14 protein-coding genes are annotated in these 17461 nt (G+C 66.2%); 3 read left to right on the top strand and 11 right to left on the bottom strand.

From position 1 onward, the window contains the following. Nucleotides 1-50 precede the first annotated feature (50 nt). Nucleotides 51-1328 (bottom strand): multidrug effflux MFS transporter, encoded by a 1278-nt coding sequence (locus G342_RS0112605; RefSeq protein ID WP_018183509.1) that lies wholly within the window; start codon nucleotides 1326-1328, stop codon nucleotides 51-53. 429 nt (nucleotides 1329-1757) lie between these two features. Here G342_RS0112605 and G342_RS0112610 point away from each other — a divergent pair, with 429 nt between their 5' ends. The 3 genes from G342_RS0112610 to G342_RS0112620 all read left to right on the top strand — a co-directional run bounded on the left by G342_RS0112610 (nucleotide 1758) and on the right by G342_RS0112620 (nucleotide 4520). Then, a complete protein-coding gene (locus tag G342_RS0112610; RefSeq protein WP_018183510.1) occupies nucleotides 1758-1991 on the top strand; it encodes a hypothetical protein in 234 nt (77 codons plus the stop codon). Between the two features lie 85 nt (nucleotides 1992-2076). Further along, a complete protein-coding gene (gene dapA, locus G342_RS24065; protein WP_198010790.1) occupies nucleotides 2077-3027 on the top strand; it encodes a 4-hydroxy-tetrahydrodipicolinate synthase in 951 nt (316 codons plus the stop codon). A 110-nt stretch (nucleotides 3028-3137) separates the two neighbouring features. Continuing rightward, a complete protein-coding gene (locus tag G342_RS0112620; protein WP_026304382.1) occupies nucleotides 3138-4520 on the top strand; it encodes an FAD-binding oxidoreductase in 1383 nt (460 codons plus the stop codon). Nucleotides 4521-4578: 58 nt separating this feature from the next. Here the strand turns inward: G342_RS0112620 and G342_RS0112625 are convergent, their stop codons facing one another. The 10 genes from G342_RS0112625 to murG form a co-directional block, all read right to left on the bottom strand. Continuing rightward, the gene (locus G342_RS0112625) at nucleotides 4579-5418 is read right to left on the bottom strand and encodes a siderophore-interacting protein (protein WP_018183513.1); all 840 of its coding nucleotides are present in this window, start codon (nucleotides 5416-5418) and stop codon (nucleotides 4579-4581) included. A gap of 185 nt (nucleotides 5419-5603) precedes the next feature. Further along, complete coding sequence (gene recN, locus G342_RS0112630) at nucleotides 5604-7274, bottom strand: DNA repair protein RecN (RefSeq protein WP_018183514.1); 1671 nt, start codon at nucleotides 7272-7274, stop codon at nucleotides 5604-5606. Nucleotides 7275-7292: 18 nt separating this feature from the next. Next, on the bottom strand, nucleotides 7293-8165 hold the full coding sequence (locus G342_RS0112635) for an outer membrane protein assembly factor BamD (protein WP_018183515.1): 873 nt from the start codon (nucleotides 8163-8165) through the stop codon (nucleotides 7293-7295). A gap of 183 nt (nucleotides 8166-8348) precedes the next feature. After that, complete coding sequence (lpxC, locus tag G342_RS0112640; protein ID WP_026304385.1) at nucleotides 8349-9299, bottom strand: UDP-3-O-acyl-N-acetylglucosamine deacetylase; 951 nt, start codon at nucleotides 9297-9299, stop codon at nucleotides 8349-8351. A gap of 267 nt (nucleotides 9300-9566) precedes the next feature. Then, nucleotides 9567-11327 (bottom strand): cell division protein FtsZ, encoded by a 1761-nt coding sequence (gene ftsZ, locus G342_RS0112645; protein WP_018183517.1) that lies wholly within the window; start codon nucleotides 11325-11327, stop codon nucleotides 9567-9569. Between the two features lie 99 nt (nucleotides 11328-11426). Continuing rightward, nucleotides 11427-12719 carry a cell division protein FtsA gene (gene ftsA, locus G342_RS0112650; protein WP_026304386.1) on the bottom strand — a complete coding sequence of 431 codons (1293 nt, stop codon included), beginning with the start codon at nucleotides 12717-12719 and terminating at the stop codon, nucleotides 11427-11429. A 29-nt stretch (nucleotides 12720-12748) separates the two neighbouring features. Continuing rightward, on the bottom strand, nucleotides 12749-13612 hold the full coding sequence (locus tag G342_RS0112655; protein WP_018183519.1) for a cell division protein FtsQ/DivIB: 864 nt from the start codon (nucleotides 13610-13612) through the stop codon (nucleotides 12749-12751). A 38-nt stretch (nucleotides 13613-13650) separates the two neighbouring features. Beyond that, on the bottom strand, nucleotides 13651-14574 hold the full coding sequence (locus tag G342_RS0112660; RefSeq protein WP_018183520.1) for a D-alanine--D-alanine ligase: 924 nt from the start codon (nucleotides 14572-14574) through the stop codon (nucleotides 13651-13653). A 355-nt stretch (nucleotides 14575-14929) separates the two neighbouring features. Next, nucleotides 14930-16342 carry a UDP-N-acetylmuramate--L-alanine ligase gene (murC, locus tag G342_RS0112665; RefSeq protein WP_018183521.1) on the bottom strand — a complete coding sequence of 471 codons (1413 nt, stop codon included), beginning with the start codon at nucleotides 16340-16342 and terminating at the stop codon, nucleotides 14930-14932. A gap of 2 nt (nucleotides 16343-16344) precedes the next feature. After that, nucleotides 16345-17457, bottom strand: coding sequence for an undecaprenyldiphospho-muramoylpentapeptide beta-N-acetylglucosaminyltransferase (gene murG, locus G342_RS0112670; protein ID WP_018183522.1), 1113 nt, complete (start codon nucleotides 17455-17457; stop codon nucleotides 16345-16347). Between the last annotated feature and the right edge of the window lie 4 nt (nucleotides 17458-17461).

Genomic DNA, 17461 nt, shown 5'->3' on the forward strand with positions numbered 1-17461 from the left:
GCGCCATCGGATTGGTCGCAAGGGTGTTGGCCTCTCGGCCAACAGCCGGTTTAGTGACCGATCTCGATCACGGCGGCGGGATCGGGATGATGCGGGGCGAACAGACGGCCGCGCTCCGTCCAGTAGACGACGATCAGGCTGAGGACACCGGTCGCCAGGAAGCCGACCGACAGCGGCACAACCGTGCCGTCGAAAGCCTGGCCGATGGCCATGCCGACGATCGTGCCCAGGATCGTCGTGTAGAAGCCGATCATCGAAGATGCCGTGCCGGCGATGTCGCCGAGCGGCTCCATCGCCATCGTGTTGAAGTTCGGCATCGTCAGGCTGAACAGGAACTGGCAGGCGGCGAGGATCCCCGCGAACAGGAGCAGCGGCGGCTTGCCGTCGAACCAGACTGCGCAACCGACCAGGATCAGCGACATCAGCACATGGCCGCAAACGCCGGCATGCGAGATGCGCCGCATGCCGAGCCGGCGGACGAGCCGGACATTGACGAAGGAGGCGACGCCCATCACGGCGGCGATCAGGCCGAAAACCAGCGGGAACATCGTGCCGAGGCCATAGACCTCCGTCTCGAAGATCTGCTGCGACGAACCGATATAGGCCATCAGGCCGCCGAACATCAGGCCGATCGCGGTCGAGTAGCCGACCGTCGCCCGCTGCTGCAGGCAGCGCTTGGCGCCGCCGGCGATCCGCGCGAACGAAAACGGCATCCGGTATTCCGGGTGCAGCGTCTCCGGCATGCGCTTGCCGAACCAGACGGCGATGGCAACGGCAATCACCAGCATGCTGACGAAGATCATGTGCCAGGTGCCGAACAGCAGGAACAGGCTGCCGATCGCCGGCGCGAACACCGGCACGATGATGAAGATCATCATGGTGAACGACATCACCCGCGCCATCTCGCGGCCTTCATAGCGGTCGCGGACGATCGCCACCGACAGGATGCGGGTCGCCGCCGCGCCCATGCCCTGGATCAGGCGGGCGACGAGCAGCAGTTCGAAATTCGGCGCGAACAGCGCGATCACGCTGCCGATCGAAAAGATCACGAGGCCGATCGTCAGCGTCGGCTTGCGGCCGACAATGTCGGAGACCGGCCCGTAGAAGAGCTGCATGATCGCGAAGCCCGCCATGTAGACGGTCAGGATCAGCTGGACTTCATTGGCGGAGGCCAAGCCGAAATCGTGCTGGATATGGCCGAAGGCCGGCAACAGGTTGTCGATCGACATCGAGCCCAGCGCCATCATGAAAGCGATGATGACGACGAACTCGACGAAAGACGGCTCGCGGGCCGGGCGTGCGGGAGCGCCCACGGACAGAACGGACATTTTGATTTCCAAAATCGGATCGACGGGCGGTATGGCCCGTACGAAATGCGGCCGGTCGTTGGGGGCAAAGTGGTGGAACCAGCCCAAAGCGGTCGGCGCGGAAGCAACCTATACTAGGCATATCTTTGTGGCGTGGCCGTGACGACGATCACAAGGCAGCCAGCTAGTTTCCTTCCGGAAAGCCCTTCATAGCTCCAAGGCTTCCTTATGATCAACCGGGATTTTCCGGCCTGCCGCATCGGTTTTCAGGGTGTGGCGAAAACAGCGCTTTGCCGGCTTCAGACGGATCGAAAGGTACCCCCGTGCCTGCGGCCGGACCCTATGAGATCCCTATCTGGCGACGCCTTCCTGCCCCTCGATCCTTTATGCGCGCAGCCGCACCTTACCCGACGCGGCGCACATCCCGCGCTGGGTACCCCGTGAAGAACCATGCACACGTCAAGCGACATCAAGACGGCCCCGCTCGCAGCGACCGGATCTGAAAAACTGCGCTTCCGCGTCGGCCAGGACAGGCTCGGCCACTGGCTGGCGGTCGAGACCGGCGGACATGCCGGCGGACTGTTCGCCGACCGCACAGCGGCGCTGCGCTATGCCAGCGCCGAGAGCGGCTACCGTCCGGACGCCATCGAACTGGTCGAGGAACGGCTCGAACTGCCGATCTAGCCCGCTGACGATGGACCGGCCTGCATTCACTTCCGGCAGGTCCCAGCTCGCCATTTTCTCCGAGATCCGCAAAAGGCAAACAGTCGTGAAAGACGTCATTCCGCGCGGTTCGATGACCGCGCTTGTCACTCCCTTCAAGGGGGACGGCCTCGATGAACGGGCATTCGGCGATTTCGTCGAATGGCAGATCCGGCAGGGCACGGACGGGCTCGTGCCCTGCAACGTCGCCGGCGAGGGATCGACCTTGTCGGAAACGGAACGCGACCGGCTGGTTCACCTCGCCATCGAAGCGGCATCGGCGCGCCGGCCGGTGATCGCCGCGACCGGCTGCCACTGCACCGAACGAACGATCGCCCGGACGCGACAAGCGCGGCTTGCCGGCGCCGACGCCGTCCTCGTCGTGACGCCCTATTATAGTCGCCCGTCGCAGGAAGGCCTGTTCCAGCATTTCAAGGCAATCGCCAGCGCTGTCGACATCCCGATCCTGTTGCAGGACGCGCCCGACCGCACGGGCGTCGCGCTCACGACGGCGACCCTGGCGCGACTGCGGCGGATCCCGTCGATCCTCGGCATCGTCGAGCCCGGCGACGGCGGCGCGGCAGCGCTTCACACATTCCCAGACCGTCCGGATTTTGTTCGGCTCTCCAGCCGGGACGAACTGGCCGTGCAGCACCATACGGTCGGCAGCCAGGGCTGTCTTTCCGCGATCGCCAATCTTCTGCCGGGCGTCTCCGCCGCGATCCAGGAAGCTTGCCGCCAGCGCGATCTCGTCCTCGCCTCGGCCCTGCATCGCCAGTTGCTGCCGCTCCTCGCCGCTCTCGGCAGCGAACCCGAACCGGTCGCGATCAAATATGCCGTGTCGTGCCTGAGGACCGGCTTCAATCCGGCGCCCCGCCTGCCGCTGGCGCCGCCGGCCGCTGCGTCGAGGCGCGCCATCGAGGCGGCGCTGGCGCATCTGGTCGACACGCCGGAGGCCTTCGCCGCGATGATCCTCCACGACGAGACGCTGGCGGCCGAGCGTCCAAGGCTCCACTGAGGCTGAGGTCGACATCTACCCTGGCGGCATGGCCGATCGCAACGCATTGGCGTACCATGTCCTGGGCACTTCCGAGGCGCGCGGCGGACGCGGCAACCAAGGAGGCAGCCATGCGCTCACAAGAAGCAGCGGAACTTTCCGGCAGGATGCGGGGTCCGGTGATCGATCGCGACAGCATCGACTATGACGAAGCCCGCAAGCTCTATAACGGTATGATCGACAAGAAGCCGCGGATGATCGCTCGATGCAGCGACGTGGCGGATGTCATCGAGGCCGTCAATTTCGGCCGCGAACACAAGCTGCTCATCGCCATTCGTGGCGGTGGCCACAATGGTCCGGGCCTGGCCAGCGTGAATGACGGGCTGGTTATCGACCTCTCGTCCATGAAGGGCGTCCGCGTCGATCCGGCGACCCGCACGGTCCGCGTCGGACCGGGCTGCACGCAGGGCGACGTCGACCATGCCGCGCACGCCTTCGGCCTCGCGGTCCCCGCCGGCATCGTCTCGACGACGGGCATTGCCGGTCTGACGCTTGGCGGCGGCACCGGCTATCTAACCCGCCAATGCGGCCTGACCATCGACAACCTGCTCGAGGCCGATGTCGTGCTCGCCGATGGCAGCTTCGTCACCGCGAACAAGACCGAGAACCCGGATCTGTTCTGGGCGCTGCGCGGTGGTGGCGGCAATTTCGGCGTCGTGACGAGCTTCCTGTTCCGGGCCCATCCGGTCGACATGGTCTATGGCGGCCCGATCTTCTGGGACCAGAAGGATGCCGGCGCCGTCATGCGGCGCTATCGCGATGCCCTGCCGAAAGCGCCGGAACAACTCGGCGCCTTCTTCGGCCTGAAGACCATGCCTTCCGCCGATCCGTTCCCGCAGGAGCACTGGGGCAAGCGGATCTGCGCGCTGATCTCCTGCTACAACGGCCCGCAGGAAGAGGGCGAACGGGCGATGAAGCCCTTCCTGGACGGCGTCCCGCCGCCACTGGTCAACTGGATGGGCATGCTGCCCTTCCCGGCCCTGCAGAGCATGTTCGACCCACTGCTGCCGACCGGCATGCAATGGTACTGGAAAGGCGATTTCGTCAGCGAGCTGACCGACGCCGCGATCGACGCCCATCTGCAGCAGGCGGCGAACACGCCGAGCATGCTGTCGCTGATGCACCTCTATCCGATCGACGGCGCCGTCCACCGCGTCGGCAAGGCGGATACGGCGTGGAACGCCCGCGACGCCCGCTGGTCGATGGTGATCGCCGGCATTGATCCCAACCCGCAGCAGGCCGGACCGATCACCCGCTGGACCAAGTCGTACTGGCAGGCCGTGCATCCGCATAACCAAGGCGGCGGCTATGTGAACTTCATGATGGATGACGAGGGCGACGGAAGGCTCAAGGCGACCTATGGCGACAATTTCGAACGCCTGACGGCGGTGAAAGCCAAGTTCGACCCGAACAACCTGTTCCGGGTCAACCAGAACATCCAGCCGCTGCACTGAGACAGGAAGGCGGCACGGGAGCCCCCGTGCCGCACTCCCGCCGGCGACCCGGAAGGCGTCAGTCGTTGTGGGTGTCGTGATAGCTGACGAGGCCGCGCTTCCAGTAACCGGACGCTTTCACGCGCTGTTTCGGCAACTTGTGCGTCTCGACCAGGAGGCGCCGCAGCCGCTTCGCCGTGTCCGATTCACAGGCGACCCAAGCGAAGCCCTCGCCTTCCGGCAGCTGGAAAGCCGAGACCGCATCGTCGAGGCGCGTCCCCTCGCCCGGAGCGCCGTCGCGATGCAGCCACACGATCTCGGCGCCGGACCGCGCCGGCAGCGGGATCTGGTCCTCGACACCGCCGACCTCGATCAACGCCGTCACCCTCGCTTCCGGCCGTAATTCCTCCAGCCGCCGCGCGATGGCCGGCAACGCCGTGTCGTCGCCGACCAGGAGATACCAGTCGAAATCGTCGGGAACGATCATCGAGCCGCGCGGACCCGCCATGTTCAGGATGCTGCCCGGCGCGGCTTCCATCGCCCAGGCCGTGGCCGGGCCGGCCTCGTGGATCGCGAAGTCGAGGTCGAGTTCGCTGGCGACGAGATCGAGGCGGCGCGGAGTGTAGTCGCGCGAGATCGGGCGCTCCGTCCCTTCCGGAAACACCGGTCCGTTCGGACCGAAGGTCGGCAGGACAGGCGTCTCCTCGCCCGGACGGGGGAAGAATAGCTTGACGTGGTCGTCATGGCCGCGGCTTTCGAAATCGGCCAGATCAGCGCCGGTCAGGGTGACACGGATCATCGAGGACGACAGCCGCGCCGTCCGCAGCACCGTCAGGCGACGGATCCTGAGCGGATAGCGGACGCGATAGGTTTCATGCGGTGCGGGGGCTTGAATCGCGGGGGATTGGGTATCGGACATGGTAACTCCAGGAAGGAGCAGTCCGACCGGTGCAACGTCACTTGGTCAACGCCACGCAGGTCGAACCTGCTCGGGCAAGCTCGATCGGCGCGTTGTTTGACGTTAACGCCTACGTGCAGGCCTGTGGCGGACCCGCAAACCACATCGATAAAATGACGCAGCGCAGCAAAAACTGCAAGCCTGGATCAGGCGGTGCCGTGGATCAGCTGTTGCGCCGCCGCGCGCGCTTCGTCGGTGATGACGCTGCCGGCCAGCATGCGGGCGATCTCCTCGCGCCGCTCTTCGCCGATGAGCGGCGTGACGCCGGTCGCCACGCGATCCTCGCCGTCGACGCCGTCCTTGGCGATGCGGAGATGGCTTCCCGCCCTCGCCGCCACCTGCGGCGCATGGGTGACGGAAAGCACCTGCACCCTCTCGGCCAGGCGCGCCAGGCGCTTGCCGATCGCCTCGGCAACCGCGCCGCCGACGCCGGTGTCGATCTCGTCGAAGACGAGCGTCGGCGCCGAACCGCGATCGGCCAGCGCCACCTTGATCGCCAGCAGGAAGCGCGAGAGCTCGCCGCCGGAAGCCACCTTCATCATCGGCCCCGGGCGGGTGCCCGGATTGGTGCGGACGAAGAAATTAACGATGTCGATGCCGGCCTCGCCGCGCTCCTCCGCATCCGTCTCGATCGAGACGATGAAGGCAGCGCGCTCCAGCTTCAGCGCCGGCAGTTCCTCGGCGACGCGGCCTTCGAGTTCCTCGGCCACGAGGCGGCGGCGGGCCGACAGCGCGGCGGCCAGCGCATCATAGCGCCGGCAGGCGGCTTCGGACGCCGCTTCCAGCGCGGCAAGACGCTCCTCGCCGGAATCGAGCGCCGCGAGATCGGCGACCATCCGGTCGCGCAGGGCGGCGAGGTTCTCGACGGCGACGTCATGCTTGCGCGCGGCGCCGCGCAGCGCGAACAGGCGCTCCTCGGTCCGCTCCAGTTCCTTCGGATCGAACTCGCTGTCGCGCATCGAACGGGTCAGGATCGTCTCGGCCTCTTCCAGTGCGTCGATCGCGCTGTCGATCGCCTCGACCACGCCGTCGAGCAGACCACCGGCCTGGTCGCGCTTGCGCTCGAGCCGGCGCGCCAGGCTCGCCAGGTTGGGGATCGGCGAGGTATGGCCGGCGATCGTGTCATGCGCGTCTGAGAGGTCGCCGGCGATCTTCTCGGCCTGCATCATCGTGTGCCGGCGCTGGGCGAGTTCCGTCTCCTCGCCGGGCTGCGGCGCGAGCTTCGACAGTTCCTCGACCGAGGCGCGGAGATAGTCGCCCTCGCTGCGGGCCGATGCGATCCGCCGACGCAGCGCCGCCACTTCGCTCTCGGCCGATCGCCAGGCACGAAACGCCTCGGCGACGGAGGTCGCCTCAATATCGAGGCCGCCAAAGGCATCGAGCAGGCGGCGGTGGATCGCGGAATCGACGAGCGCGCGGTCGTCGTGCTGGCCATGGATCTCGACCAGCGATGCACCGACGTCGCGCAGCATGGCGACGCTGACCGGCTGGTCGTTGACGAAGGCGCGGGTTCGCCCGTCGCCGGTCTGGACCCGGCGCAGGATGATGTCGCCGTCATGATCGATGGCATTGCCGCCGAGCAGCGCCCTGGCGGGATGATCGGCCCCGACGTCGAAGACCGCCGTGACCTGGCCCTGGCTGGCACCCTGGCGCACGAGCGCGCCGTCCCCTCGCCCGCCAAGGGCGAGCGAGAGCGCATCGAGCAGGATCGACTTGCCCGCGCCGGTCTCACCGGTCAGGACGGTCATACCGCGCGCGAAATCGATCTCGAGCCGGTCGATGAGGACGATGTCGCGGATTGCGAGCGCGGCGAGCATGGCGCGCCCTGTCTCCCGTTAGCCCGTGACGGAGCGGAACGCGCGGCTGATCCAGGAGCCCTTGTTCTCCGAAGGCGACACGCCGCCCGTCTGGAGAAGCGAATAGGCGTCCTTGTACCACTGCGAGTTCGGGAAGTTGTGACCCAGCACGGCGGCAGCGGTCTGCGCTTCCGGAACGATGCCCATCGCGTAATAGGCGGCCGTCAAGCGGTAGAGCGCTTCCTCGACATGGCGGGTGTTCGCATAGTCGGTCACGACCAGCTTGAAGCGGTTGATCGCCGCCGGATATTCCTTGCGCTCCAGGTAGTAGCGGCCGACCTGCATTTCCTTGCCGGCCATCTGGTCGCGCGCCACGACAATCGCCTTCTGGGCGTCGTCGACATATTCGGAGTTCGGATACTTGTCGACGACCTCCTGCATGGCGGCGATGGCCTTCTTGGTGGCCATCTGGTCGCGCGTCACTTCCGGGATCTGCTTGAAGTAGGACTGGCCGATCATGTACTGCGCGTAGCCGGCATCCTGGCTCGACGGATAGAGCGAGATGTAGCGCTGCGCAGCAGTCACGCTCTCCTCGTAATTGCCGAGGCGGTAATTGGTGAACGCCGTCATGATCAGCGCCTTGCGGGCCCATTCCGTATAGGGATGCTGCTGATCGACCTTCTCGAATTCCTTCGCCGCCGCCCTCAGCTTGCCGTTCTCCATCAGGGTCAGACCCTGATTGTACATCTGGCCTGCCGGAACGTCTGGCTCGTCGGCGGCATCATCGTCCTTGGTCAGCGAACAGCCGGCGACCGCGACCAGCGCGACAAGCGCGGCGGCACGCAGGGTGACGGAGCCGAACCGGCCAAGATTGGCAAAGGTCGACGGGCGGATCGAGCTAAATTCGTTCATTCACACATCGAACCGGCGTGAGCCGGCATCGCCTCTTTCGATGGGGCAAAGCGGTGCAGCCTCTCTAGCGGAAACAGCACGATGACGCCACCAGCCGTCGCAACGCATTGCTGCAATTTCGTGGCAGAGCGCGCCCCGGTAACGGAAATATCCCGTTTGTGCGGAATATGCCGCCGTTTCAGGCTAGGACTTGTCCGGACCGAAGGCCGCGGCCGGCAACCGGACCGGCATCTGGGCGTGGACAACCTCGCGCTTGGCCGGGACGGGAGCCTCGACATAGGTCCAGGCATCCGAATCAGCGAGCAGCACCTCGACGATCTTGGCGTTCATCCGATGACCGCCGCGATACGAGCGATAGGTGCCGAGGATGGGCGCGCCGGCGAGCGCCAGATCGCCGACGGCGTCGAGCGTCTTGTGACGCACGAACTCGTCCGCGAAGCGCAGGCCTTCCGGATTGATCACCTTGTCCTCGCCGAGCACGACGGTGTTGTCGAGCGAGGAACCGAGCGCCAGGCCGCGCGACCAGTAGAACTCGACATCCTTCATGAAGCCGAAGGTGCGGGCGCGGGCGAGGTCACGACGGAAGATCTCGGCGTCGAGGTCGACCACGAAAGCCTGACGGCCGATCAGCGGCGAGGCGAAGTCGATGTCGATCTCGAAGCGGCGACCGTCGAAGGGCAGCAGCTCGGCGAAGGCGCCGTTGTGCTCGATGCGGACCGGCTTCAGAACCTTGACGAAACGGCGCGGCGCGGCGAGCGCGACAACGCCGACCTGATCGACCAGTTCGACGAAGGCGGCGGCGCTGCCATCCATCATCGGCACTTCGCCGGCATCGATCTCGACGACGACATTGTCGACGCCAAGGCCGTTGAAGGTCGCCAGCAGATGTTCGATGGTGGCGACCGACAGGCCGTCAAAGGCCACCGTCGTGCAGGAATCGGTCGCGTGCAGGCGATCGATCCGCGCATGGATCGGATGCGAGTCGCCGGCGTCGATGCGGTGGAAGACGATGCCCGTATCGGCCTCGGCCGGATTGAGAGCCATTGCCACGGGCTTGCCGCTATGCACGCCGATACCCGAGACCACGACGCGATCGCGCAAGGTGGTCTGGTGCATGCCCTGTCGTTTAGCCATCAAATCGCCCCAAGAGAGCTTGTCAAAATTCCCGACTGCTCTGTGGTCCGCCCGCTGCTGTTCCGACCGACTGATACCCATGGACCAGGAAGGCAGGCCAACAGGGAATCGTCAGATTCGTCAGCATGTTGTGTTGGATAGATAGAGCCTCGACCACCTGGTCAACAAATCACTCTTTCTAACCTTCTGTAACGCGGCCGACCGGCTCCTTAACAAAAGAGGCCCGGCGCTGTCTCCAGAGCCGGGCCTCGATGCTGCTATGCGGTATCAGTTCGCCTGACGGCGGAGGAAGGCCGGAATCTCCAGCTGGTCATCCTCGCTGCGCGGCATCACGCGGCCATGCTGGTCGAGCTCGGCCTGACGCGGACGATACATGGCGTCCTGCGACTGCTGCGGGGCCCGCGGTGCCATCGGCTGCTGCGGAGCCCGCGGCGCGGCGGCCTGGGGCTGACGCGGCGGCTGCTGCGGCTGACCCTGCTGCGGCGCGCGCTGCTGCGGGGCCGGCTGCGGGCGGTTCGCCTGCGGCGCGGCTTCCTCTTCGCGACGGCCGAGACCGACATTCGCCAGGCGGCGAAGCAGGCTCATCGGGCCGCGATCTTCCTCGTGCTGCGGCTGGGCTTCGGCGCGCTGGGCCTGCATCTCGCGCTGGGCGACGACCGGGAAGTCCTCGACGCGCGGCATGCGGGCAGCGGCCGGAGCTTCGGCTGCCGGCGGGATGAAGGGCTGCGGAGCCGGAACATGCTCTTCGCGGACCGGAGCCGGAACCATGTCGAACTCATGATCGAGCTCGGCTTCGGCATAGGAGACCGCCGGCGGTGCCATCGGAGCGATGGTGACGCCGGGATCCCGCATCGTCGGCTGCGCCGGGGCATGCTGCTGCACAGGAGCCTGCTGCGGCACGGCCGGACGGAAGGTCGGAGCCTGGGCCGGAGCGGCCGAGCGGGTCTCGACCGCGGGGCGCGAACCCTGCGGGGCCTGCGGAGCGGCGGCCTGGGCGGCTGCCTTCATGCGGTTCGCCATGTCCTGCGTGCGCAGGTCGCCGGGCGAAACCTCGTCCTTCAGGTCCGACTCGATGCCGGTCGCCACGACCGACACGCGGATGACACCCTCGAGGCTCTCCTCGAACGTCGCGCCGAGGATGATGTTGGCGTCCGGATCCACTTCCTCGCGGATACGGGTCGCGGCTTCGTCGACTTCGAACAGCGTCAGATCGCGGCCGCCGGTGATCGAGATCAGCAGGCCACGGGCGCCATGCATCGAGGTCTCGTCGAGCAGCGGATTGGCGATCGCGGCCTCGGCGGCCATGATCGCGCGACGGTCGCCCGAGGCCTCGCCGGTGCCCATCATCGCCTTGCCCATCTCGCGCATCACCGAACGGACGTCGGCGAAGTCGAGATTGATCAGGCCTTCCTTGACCATCAGGTCGGTGATGCAGGCGACGCCCGAATACAGGACCTGGTCGGCCATCGCGAAGGCGTCGGCGAAGGTCGTCTTCTCATTGGCGATCCGGAACAGGTTCTGGTTCGGGATGACGATGAGCGTATCGACGCTTTCCTGCAGTTCCTGGATGCCGGCTTCGGCAACGCGCATACGGCGGGCACCTTCGAATTGGAAGGGCTTGGTCACCACACCGACGGTCAGTATACCGTGCGAGCGGGCCGTGCGAGCGATGACCGGGGCCGCACCCGTGCCCGTGCCGCCGCCCATGCCGGCGGTGACGAACACCATGTGCGAACCGGCGAGATGATCGTTGATCTCGTCGATGACTTCTTCGGCGGCAGCGCGGCCGACATCCGGCATCGATCCGGCGCCGAGACCCTCGGTGACGGCGACGCCCATCTGGATCAGGCGTTCGGCGCGAGCCGACATCAGCGCCTGGCTGTCGGTGTTGGCGCAGACGAACTCGACCCCTTCCAGGCCCGAGCGAATCATATTGTTGACGGCGTTGCCACCCGCGCCGCCGACGCCAAAGACCGTGATCTTGGGCTTCAGCTCAGTGATATCCGGCATCTTCAGGTTGATCGTCATGGTGACCTCGTCGTCTTGACCCCTAAGCCGGTGGCGTTCCCCGACCATATTTCCATCAAATTGAAGCTGCCCGCCGCGGCCGCTTCATCTTGCTGCAACTCAAAAACTCTCTCTGAACCAGTGCCCGAAGCGGGAAAAATACCCACCTGTTCCGGTCATGGCCAAACGATGCCCCCGCATCGCGGATATCTGCTCGATCTGCGCGACCTGCGGATAGATCAAAAGACCCACCGCGGCCGAGAAGGCCGGCCCGCGTGCCGCCTCCGGCAGACCTGTTACGCCGAGCGGACGACCGAGACGAACATTGCGGGCAAGAATCCGCCGTGCTGCCTCGGTGATACCTGTCAGTTGGCTGGCGCCGCCCGTCAGGACGATGCGCCGGCCGACCATGGTCTGGAATCCGGAGGCGTTGAGCCGATCACGGACGAGTTCCAGGATTTCTTCGATGCGGGCGCGGATGATCCGCGTCAGCGCCGAGCGCGGAATCTGGTTCGGCAGATCGCGGTCGTCGTCGCCGATCGGCGGCACCGAGAGGATGTCGCGGTCATCCGACACGCTCGGCAGCGCGCTGCCATGCATGGTCTTCAGCCGCTCGGCATCCTCGATCCGGGTCGAGAGACCGCGGGCGATATCGGTGGTGACGTGCTGGCCGCCAATGGCGATCGCGTCGGCATGGACGAACTGGCCGTCCATGAAGACCGAGATGGTCGTCGTGCCGCCGCCGAGATCGACGCAGGCGACGCCGAGTTCCGTCTCGTCGTCGACAAGCGCCGAGAGGCCGGAGGCATAGGGCGTCGCGACCATGGCCTCGACGGACAGATGGCAGCGGCCGATCACCAGCTCGAGATTGCGCAGCGGCGCGGTCTCGCCGGTGACGACATGCATGTCGACGCCGAGGCGCTCGCCCAGCATGCCGCGCGGATCACGGATGCCGCCATTGCCGTCGATGGCATAGCCGATCGGCAGCGAGTGGATGACGGCGCGATCATCGGTGATCGAATGCTCGCGGCCGGCCGAGAGAACCCGCTTGATGTCGGCTTCCACGACCTCGTGGCCGGCGAGCGCGACGCTGGCGGAGAACGCCTCGCTGGCGAGACGGCCGCAGGAAACGTTGACGATCAGCGACTCGACCGTGCAGCCGGCCATGCGCTCGGCCGCGTCGACCGCCATGCGGATCGCCTGCTCGGCCTTGTCGAGATCGACGACGACGCCGGACTTGATGCCGCGCGAGCGCTGATGGCCGATGCCGAGCACTTCGACGGCATGGGTACGGCCGGGCAGCACGTCGCCGACCTCGCGCGGCTTCAGCCGGGCGATCAGGCAGCAGATCTTCGAGGAGCCGATGTCGAGGATCGACACGACGGTGCTTTTCTTGGTGGGCAGAGGACGCATGCGGCTGTCGGATGACACAAACAGGGACATCAGGTGCTCGCTCCCTTACGCTTGGCGAGCTTCTCGCGTTCCTTGATCTGGGCGGTGCGCCGTTCGGCTGCTTCCGGCGTCAGGCGGACGAACATGCGGGTACCGAGGCGCATATCGACGCTGACGATGTCCTTCGACAGGAAGCCGTCCTTCTGGTCGAGCGCAGCGACAAGCGCCAGCGCTTCCGCCGGCTCGTCCTGCGGCAGCATCAGCGTCACGCCATTGTCGAGCACGAGGTTCCAGCGCCGCTCGGAAATGAGCACGGCGGCCCGCAGGCGCGAGCGGATCGAGGCGGCGGTGTCGGCAAGCGCGAGCGCCTCGCCGGCGCGCTTGTCGGCGCCCTGCCCCACGACGCGGATCAGGTCGTAATGTCCGTCCGAGGCATCGCTGATGACGCGACCGGTCTCGTCGATGACGGACAGCGTCTGGTCACGCTGCCACAGCACGAACGGCTTGCGCTCGTTGATGGTGACCTTGAGCGTCGCCGGATAGATCTTGCGCAGCGTCGCGTTCTCGACCCAGGGCAGCGTCTCGACGCGCTCGCGGGCCGCGGCGAGATCGAGCAGCGCCAGCGAGGCTTCCGGCTGTAGTTCCAGGCGGTTCAATACCGCGATTTCCGAGGTTTCGGACTGGCCGGTAATGCGAACATTGTCAATCGCCAGGCCCGAGGCCGAGCTGACCCAGGTCAGCGTTTCGTCGACGCGGTCAGCCGAGATGACGCCGGCGATGCCGGTCGCCGCGAACAGCAGCGCCGTGCCCTTCAGGCCAGCATGACGCGGCACCTGCCACTGGGTGCGGGAGAGCGCGCGGATCCGCCGACGCAGCCATGACGGCAGCTTCAGGCCCGGGGCCATCTCTGCCATCGGCGCATCATTCGCCGCTTCCTTGGTCGATCTCGGGCTTATCTGCCGCAAGATGCGTCCTCCACCATCCAACTGACCAGCGCCGGGAAGTCCATCCCGGCATATCGCGCCATATCCGGGACCAGCGACGTTGCCGTCATGCCCGGCTGGGTATTCACTTCGAGGCAGACAAGCTCCCCCGTACCGTCCGGACGATCGTCGTATCGGAAGTCCGCCCGGCTGATGCCGCGACACCCGAGAGCCTGATGCGCCCGTACCGCTAGATTCTGTATACTTTGGTAAATATTTGGTGAAAGCGGCGCCGGAATTACGTGGCGGGCACCATGGTCGGAATATTTGGAATCATAGTCGTACCAGCCACCATCGGCCATCACGAGCTCAATGATATCAAAGGCTTCGTCACCCTTGACCCCACAGGTGAGCTCGCGTCCGCCGACGTAACGCTCGACCATGACGGTCTCGCCGAAGGCCCAGTCATCCGCAAATAATTGTTGAGGCGGGTTAATCGCATCCTCGCGGACGATCAGCACGCCGAAGCTCGACCCCTCCGCGACCGGTTTGACGACATAAGGCGGCTTCATCGGATGCGCTTTGGCGGCTTCCAGGCGGTGGAGCAGAAGCGAATCCGCGACCGGGATACCGGCCGCCTTCATGACGTCCTTGGCGCGCGCCTTGTTCATCGCGAGCGCCGAGGCGAGGACGCCGGAATGGGTATAGGGAATGCCGAGGATCTCGAGCACGCCCTGGATCGAGCCGTCCTCTCCGAACGGACCATGCAGGGCGTTGAAGGCGACGTCCGGCTTCAGCCGCGCCAGCACTTCGGCGATGTCGCGCTGCACGTCGACGCGCGTGACCCTGTAACCGGCCTGCTCCAACGCATCGGCGCAGCCGTTCCCCGAATTGAGCGACACCGGTCGTTCACTGGACCACCCGCCCATGAGGACGGCGACATGCTTCGCCAAAACGCTTTCCTTCCAACCGAATCGGATTCGGTCGGAATATCTACGAAAATTGGTAAAGAAGCGTTAACCAAACCGCCTCGCGGCCGGCAAAATGGCGCGCCGAGTCCATGCCGCCTTTCGAGGCGCGGAATCCGGTCCGGGCCGCTGCGATTTTCTGGCGGGAACCCTGGACTTTTTCGATGAGTCGGGCGCGTCGGACCGGTCGAAAAAAATGTCGAAAAACACGGTGCGGAGGCTTGCGACCCACCAAAACAAAGCCCTCCGGCTCGATGAGCCGGAGGGCTTTGTTAAGAGTTTGGAAAGGCCCGGCAATCGCAGGATGCCGGCCTTGAAACAAGACTCGCGGAGCGTGTTGCTAGGCGACCGGCGCCGCCGTCTCGAGCTCGGCGGGAAGCGCATAGGCCCAGTTGGTGATCGAGCCGGCGCCGAGGCAGACGACATAATCGCCCGGCTTGGCGATGGCCGCGATCTCCGGGGCGAGCGCCTGCGGGCCGAGCAGCGCCCGGGCGTCACGATGTCCACGGACCTTCAGACCGTCGACAAGATGGTCGCTGTCGATGCCCTCGATCGGCGCCTCGCCGGCCGCATACACCGGTGCGACGAAGACGGTGTCGGCATCGTTGAAGCAGGTGCAGAAGCCGTCGAACAGGTCACGCAGGCGCGTGAAGCGATGCGGCTGGACGACGGCGATGACCCGCCCCTTGGTCGAAGCGCGGGCGGCCTTCAGCACGGCGGCGATCTCGACGGGATGGTGGCCGTAGTCGTCGAACACCTCGACGCCATTCCACGAGCCGGTATGGGTGAAGCGGCGCTTGACGCCGCCAAAGGCGGCAAGGCCCTTGCGGATCGCCTCGTCGGAGATGCCGAGATGATGGGCGATGGCGATCGCGCCGGTGGCGTTCTGCACGTTGTGCTCGCCCGGCATCGGCAGCACCAGATCGACCAACTCGGAAGTCTCGCCGGTGACGCGGTCACGGATGCTGGCGGTGAAGATAGAGACACCGCCCTCGTTGCGCAGATGGCTGTAGCGGATATCGGCCTGCGGATTAGCTCCGTAGGTGATGATGCGCCGGTCCTCGATCTTGCCGATCAGCGACTGCACCTCGGGATGGTCGAGGCACATGACGGCGAAGCCGTAGAACGGGATGTTCTCGATGAACTGCTTGTAGGCGTCGCGCGCCTTGTCGAAGCTGCCATAGTGATCGAGATGCTCGGGATCGATGTTGGTGACGAGCGCCACGTCGGCCGGCAGCTTGACGAAGGTACCGTCGCTCTCATCCGCCTCGACGACGACCCAATCGCTGGCGCCCATGCGCGCATTGGTGCCGTAGGCGTTGATGATGCCGCCGTTGATGACCGTCGGATCGAAGCCGCCGGCGTCGAGCAGTGCTGCCACCATCGAGGTGGTGGTCGTCTTGCCATGCGTGCCGGCGATCGCGATGGCGCTCTTCAGACGCATCAGCTCGGCCAGCATCTCGGCGCGGCGCACGACCGGCAGCAGGCGCTCGCGCGCCGTCTTCAGTTCCGGGTTGCTCGCCTTGATCGCCGAGGAGACGACGACGACGCGCGCGTCGCCGAGATTGGCGGCGTCATGGCCGATCGCCACGGTGACGCCCTTCGCCTTCAGGCGCTGGACGTTGGCGTTCTCGGCCGTATCCGAGCCCTGCACGCGATAACCGAGATTGACCAGCACTTCGGCGATGCCGCTCATGCCGATGCCGCCAATGCCGACGAAATGAACGGGACCGATGTCCCGGGGCATTTTCATGTTCAAACTCCGGTGGATGCGCCGACCCGCTCGCCACCGGCAACGCGCTCGACCAGATCGGCCAGGCGTTCAACGGCGTCGGGGCGTCCGACTGATTTCGCTGAAGCCGCTGCCTGGGCAAGTCGCCCCGGCTCGGCCAGAAAGGCGGTCAATTCGCGCGCCAGGCGGTCGGCTGTCAACTCGGCCTGCGGCACGACCCAGCCGCCGCCCGCCTTGGCGAGCACGAGCGCGTTGGCGCTCTGGTCCTGGTCGATGGCGCCGGGCAACGGCACCATGATCGCCGGCCGGCCGATCACGGCGAGTTCGCAGACCGTCGACGCGCCGGATCGCGAGATGACGAGATGGCTGTCGGCGATCCGGGCCGGCATGTCCTTGAAGAACGGCGCCAGCTCCGCCTCGATGCCAAGAACGCCATAGGCAGAGCGGACGCGCTCCAGATCTTCCGGGCGGCACTGCTGGACGATGGACAGGCGGGCGCGACGGTCGGCATCGAGCTGACCAAGCGCCTCCGGCAGGAGATCGGAGAAGAAGCGCGCGCCCTGGCTGCCGCCGAAGATGACGAGCTTGAGCGCGCCGGTCTCGGCCGGATAGGCGACGCGGCTGGCGTCGATCACCGCCTGGCGGACGGGATTGCCAGTCTGCACGATCTTGCTGCCGGCGGCCGAGGCATGGCCGACTTCCGGAAAGGAGGTCGCGACAGCGCTGACGCGCGACGCCAGCAGCCGGTTGGCGCGGCCGAGCACGGCATTGGCGTCATGGGCGATGGTCGGAATGCGGAGGTGGACGGCGGCGAGCAGCGGCGGCACGGTCGGATAGCCGCCGAAGCCGACGACGGCGCTCGGGCGCACCCGCTTCAGCATCGCCTTCGACTGGCGATAGCCGTGCCAGAGGCTCCAGCCGGCCGACAGGAAAGCTCTCGGCGACCGCACCGACGGCGTCGCCGAGCGGATGATGTGGGTCTCGTCGGCCGGGAAGTTCTGCCCGTAGGTCTCGGCGCGGTGGTCGGTGGCGAGATGCACTGACCAGCCCCGGCTCTTCAGGGCATAGGCGAGCGCCTCGGCCGGAAACAGATGTCCGCCGGTTCCCCCGGCGCACAGCAGGACGGTTTTCTCCATGGCC

Source organism: Kaistia granuli DSM 23481 (genome assembly GCF_000380505.1).
GTDB lineage: Bacteria > Pseudomonadota > Alphaproteobacteria > Rhizobiales > Kaistiaceae > Kaistia > Kaistia granuli.

Bases quoted from the DNA above. Each gene is read 5' to 3' on its own strand.
- G342_RS0112605 (WP_018183509.1), bottom strand. From the start codon at position 1,328: ATGTCCGTTCTGTCCGTGGGCGCTCCCGCACGCCCGGCCCGCGAGCCG.
- G342_RS0112610 (WP_018183510.1), top strand. From the start codon at position 1,758: ATGCACACGTCAAGCGACATCAAGACGGCCCCGCTCGCAGCGACCGGA.
- G342_RS0112620 (WP_026304382.1), top strand. From the start codon at position 3,138: ATGCGCTCACAAGAAGCAGCGGAACTTTCCGGCAGGATGCGGGGTCCG.
- G342_RS0112625 (WP_018183513.1), bottom strand. From the start codon at position 5,418: ATGTCCGATACCCAATCCCCCGCGATTCAAGCCCCCGCACCGCATGAA.
- recN (WP_018183514.1), bottom strand. From the start codon at position 7,274: ATGCTCGCCGCGCTCGCAATCCGCGACATCGTCCTCATCGACCGGCTC.
- G342_RS0112635 (WP_018183515.1), bottom strand. From the start codon at position 8,165: ATGAACGAATTTAGCTCGATCCGCCCGTCGACCTTTGCCAATCTTGGC.
- lpxC (WP_026304385.1), bottom strand. From the start codon at position 9,299: ATGGCTAAACGACAGGGCATGCACCAGACCACCTTGCGCGATCGCGTC.
- ftsZ (WP_018183517.1), bottom strand. From the start codon at position 11,327: ATGACGATCAACCTGAAGATGCCGGATATCACTGAGCTGAAGCCCAAG.
- ftsA (WP_026304386.1), bottom strand. From the start codon at position 12,719: ATGCGTCCTCTGCCCACCAAGAAAAGCACCGTCGTGTCGATCCTCGAC.
- G342_RS0112655 (WP_018183519.1), bottom strand. From the start codon at position 13,612: ATGGCAGAGATGGCCCCGGGCCTGAAGCTGCCGTCATGGCTGCGTCGG.
- murC (WP_018183521.1), bottom strand. From the start codon at position 16,342: ATGAAAATGCCCCGGGACATCGGTCCCGTTCATTTCGTCGGCATTGGC.
- murG (WP_018183522.1), bottom strand. From the start codon at position 17,457: ATGGAGAAAACCGTCCTGCTGTGCGCCGGGGGAACCGGCGGACATCTG.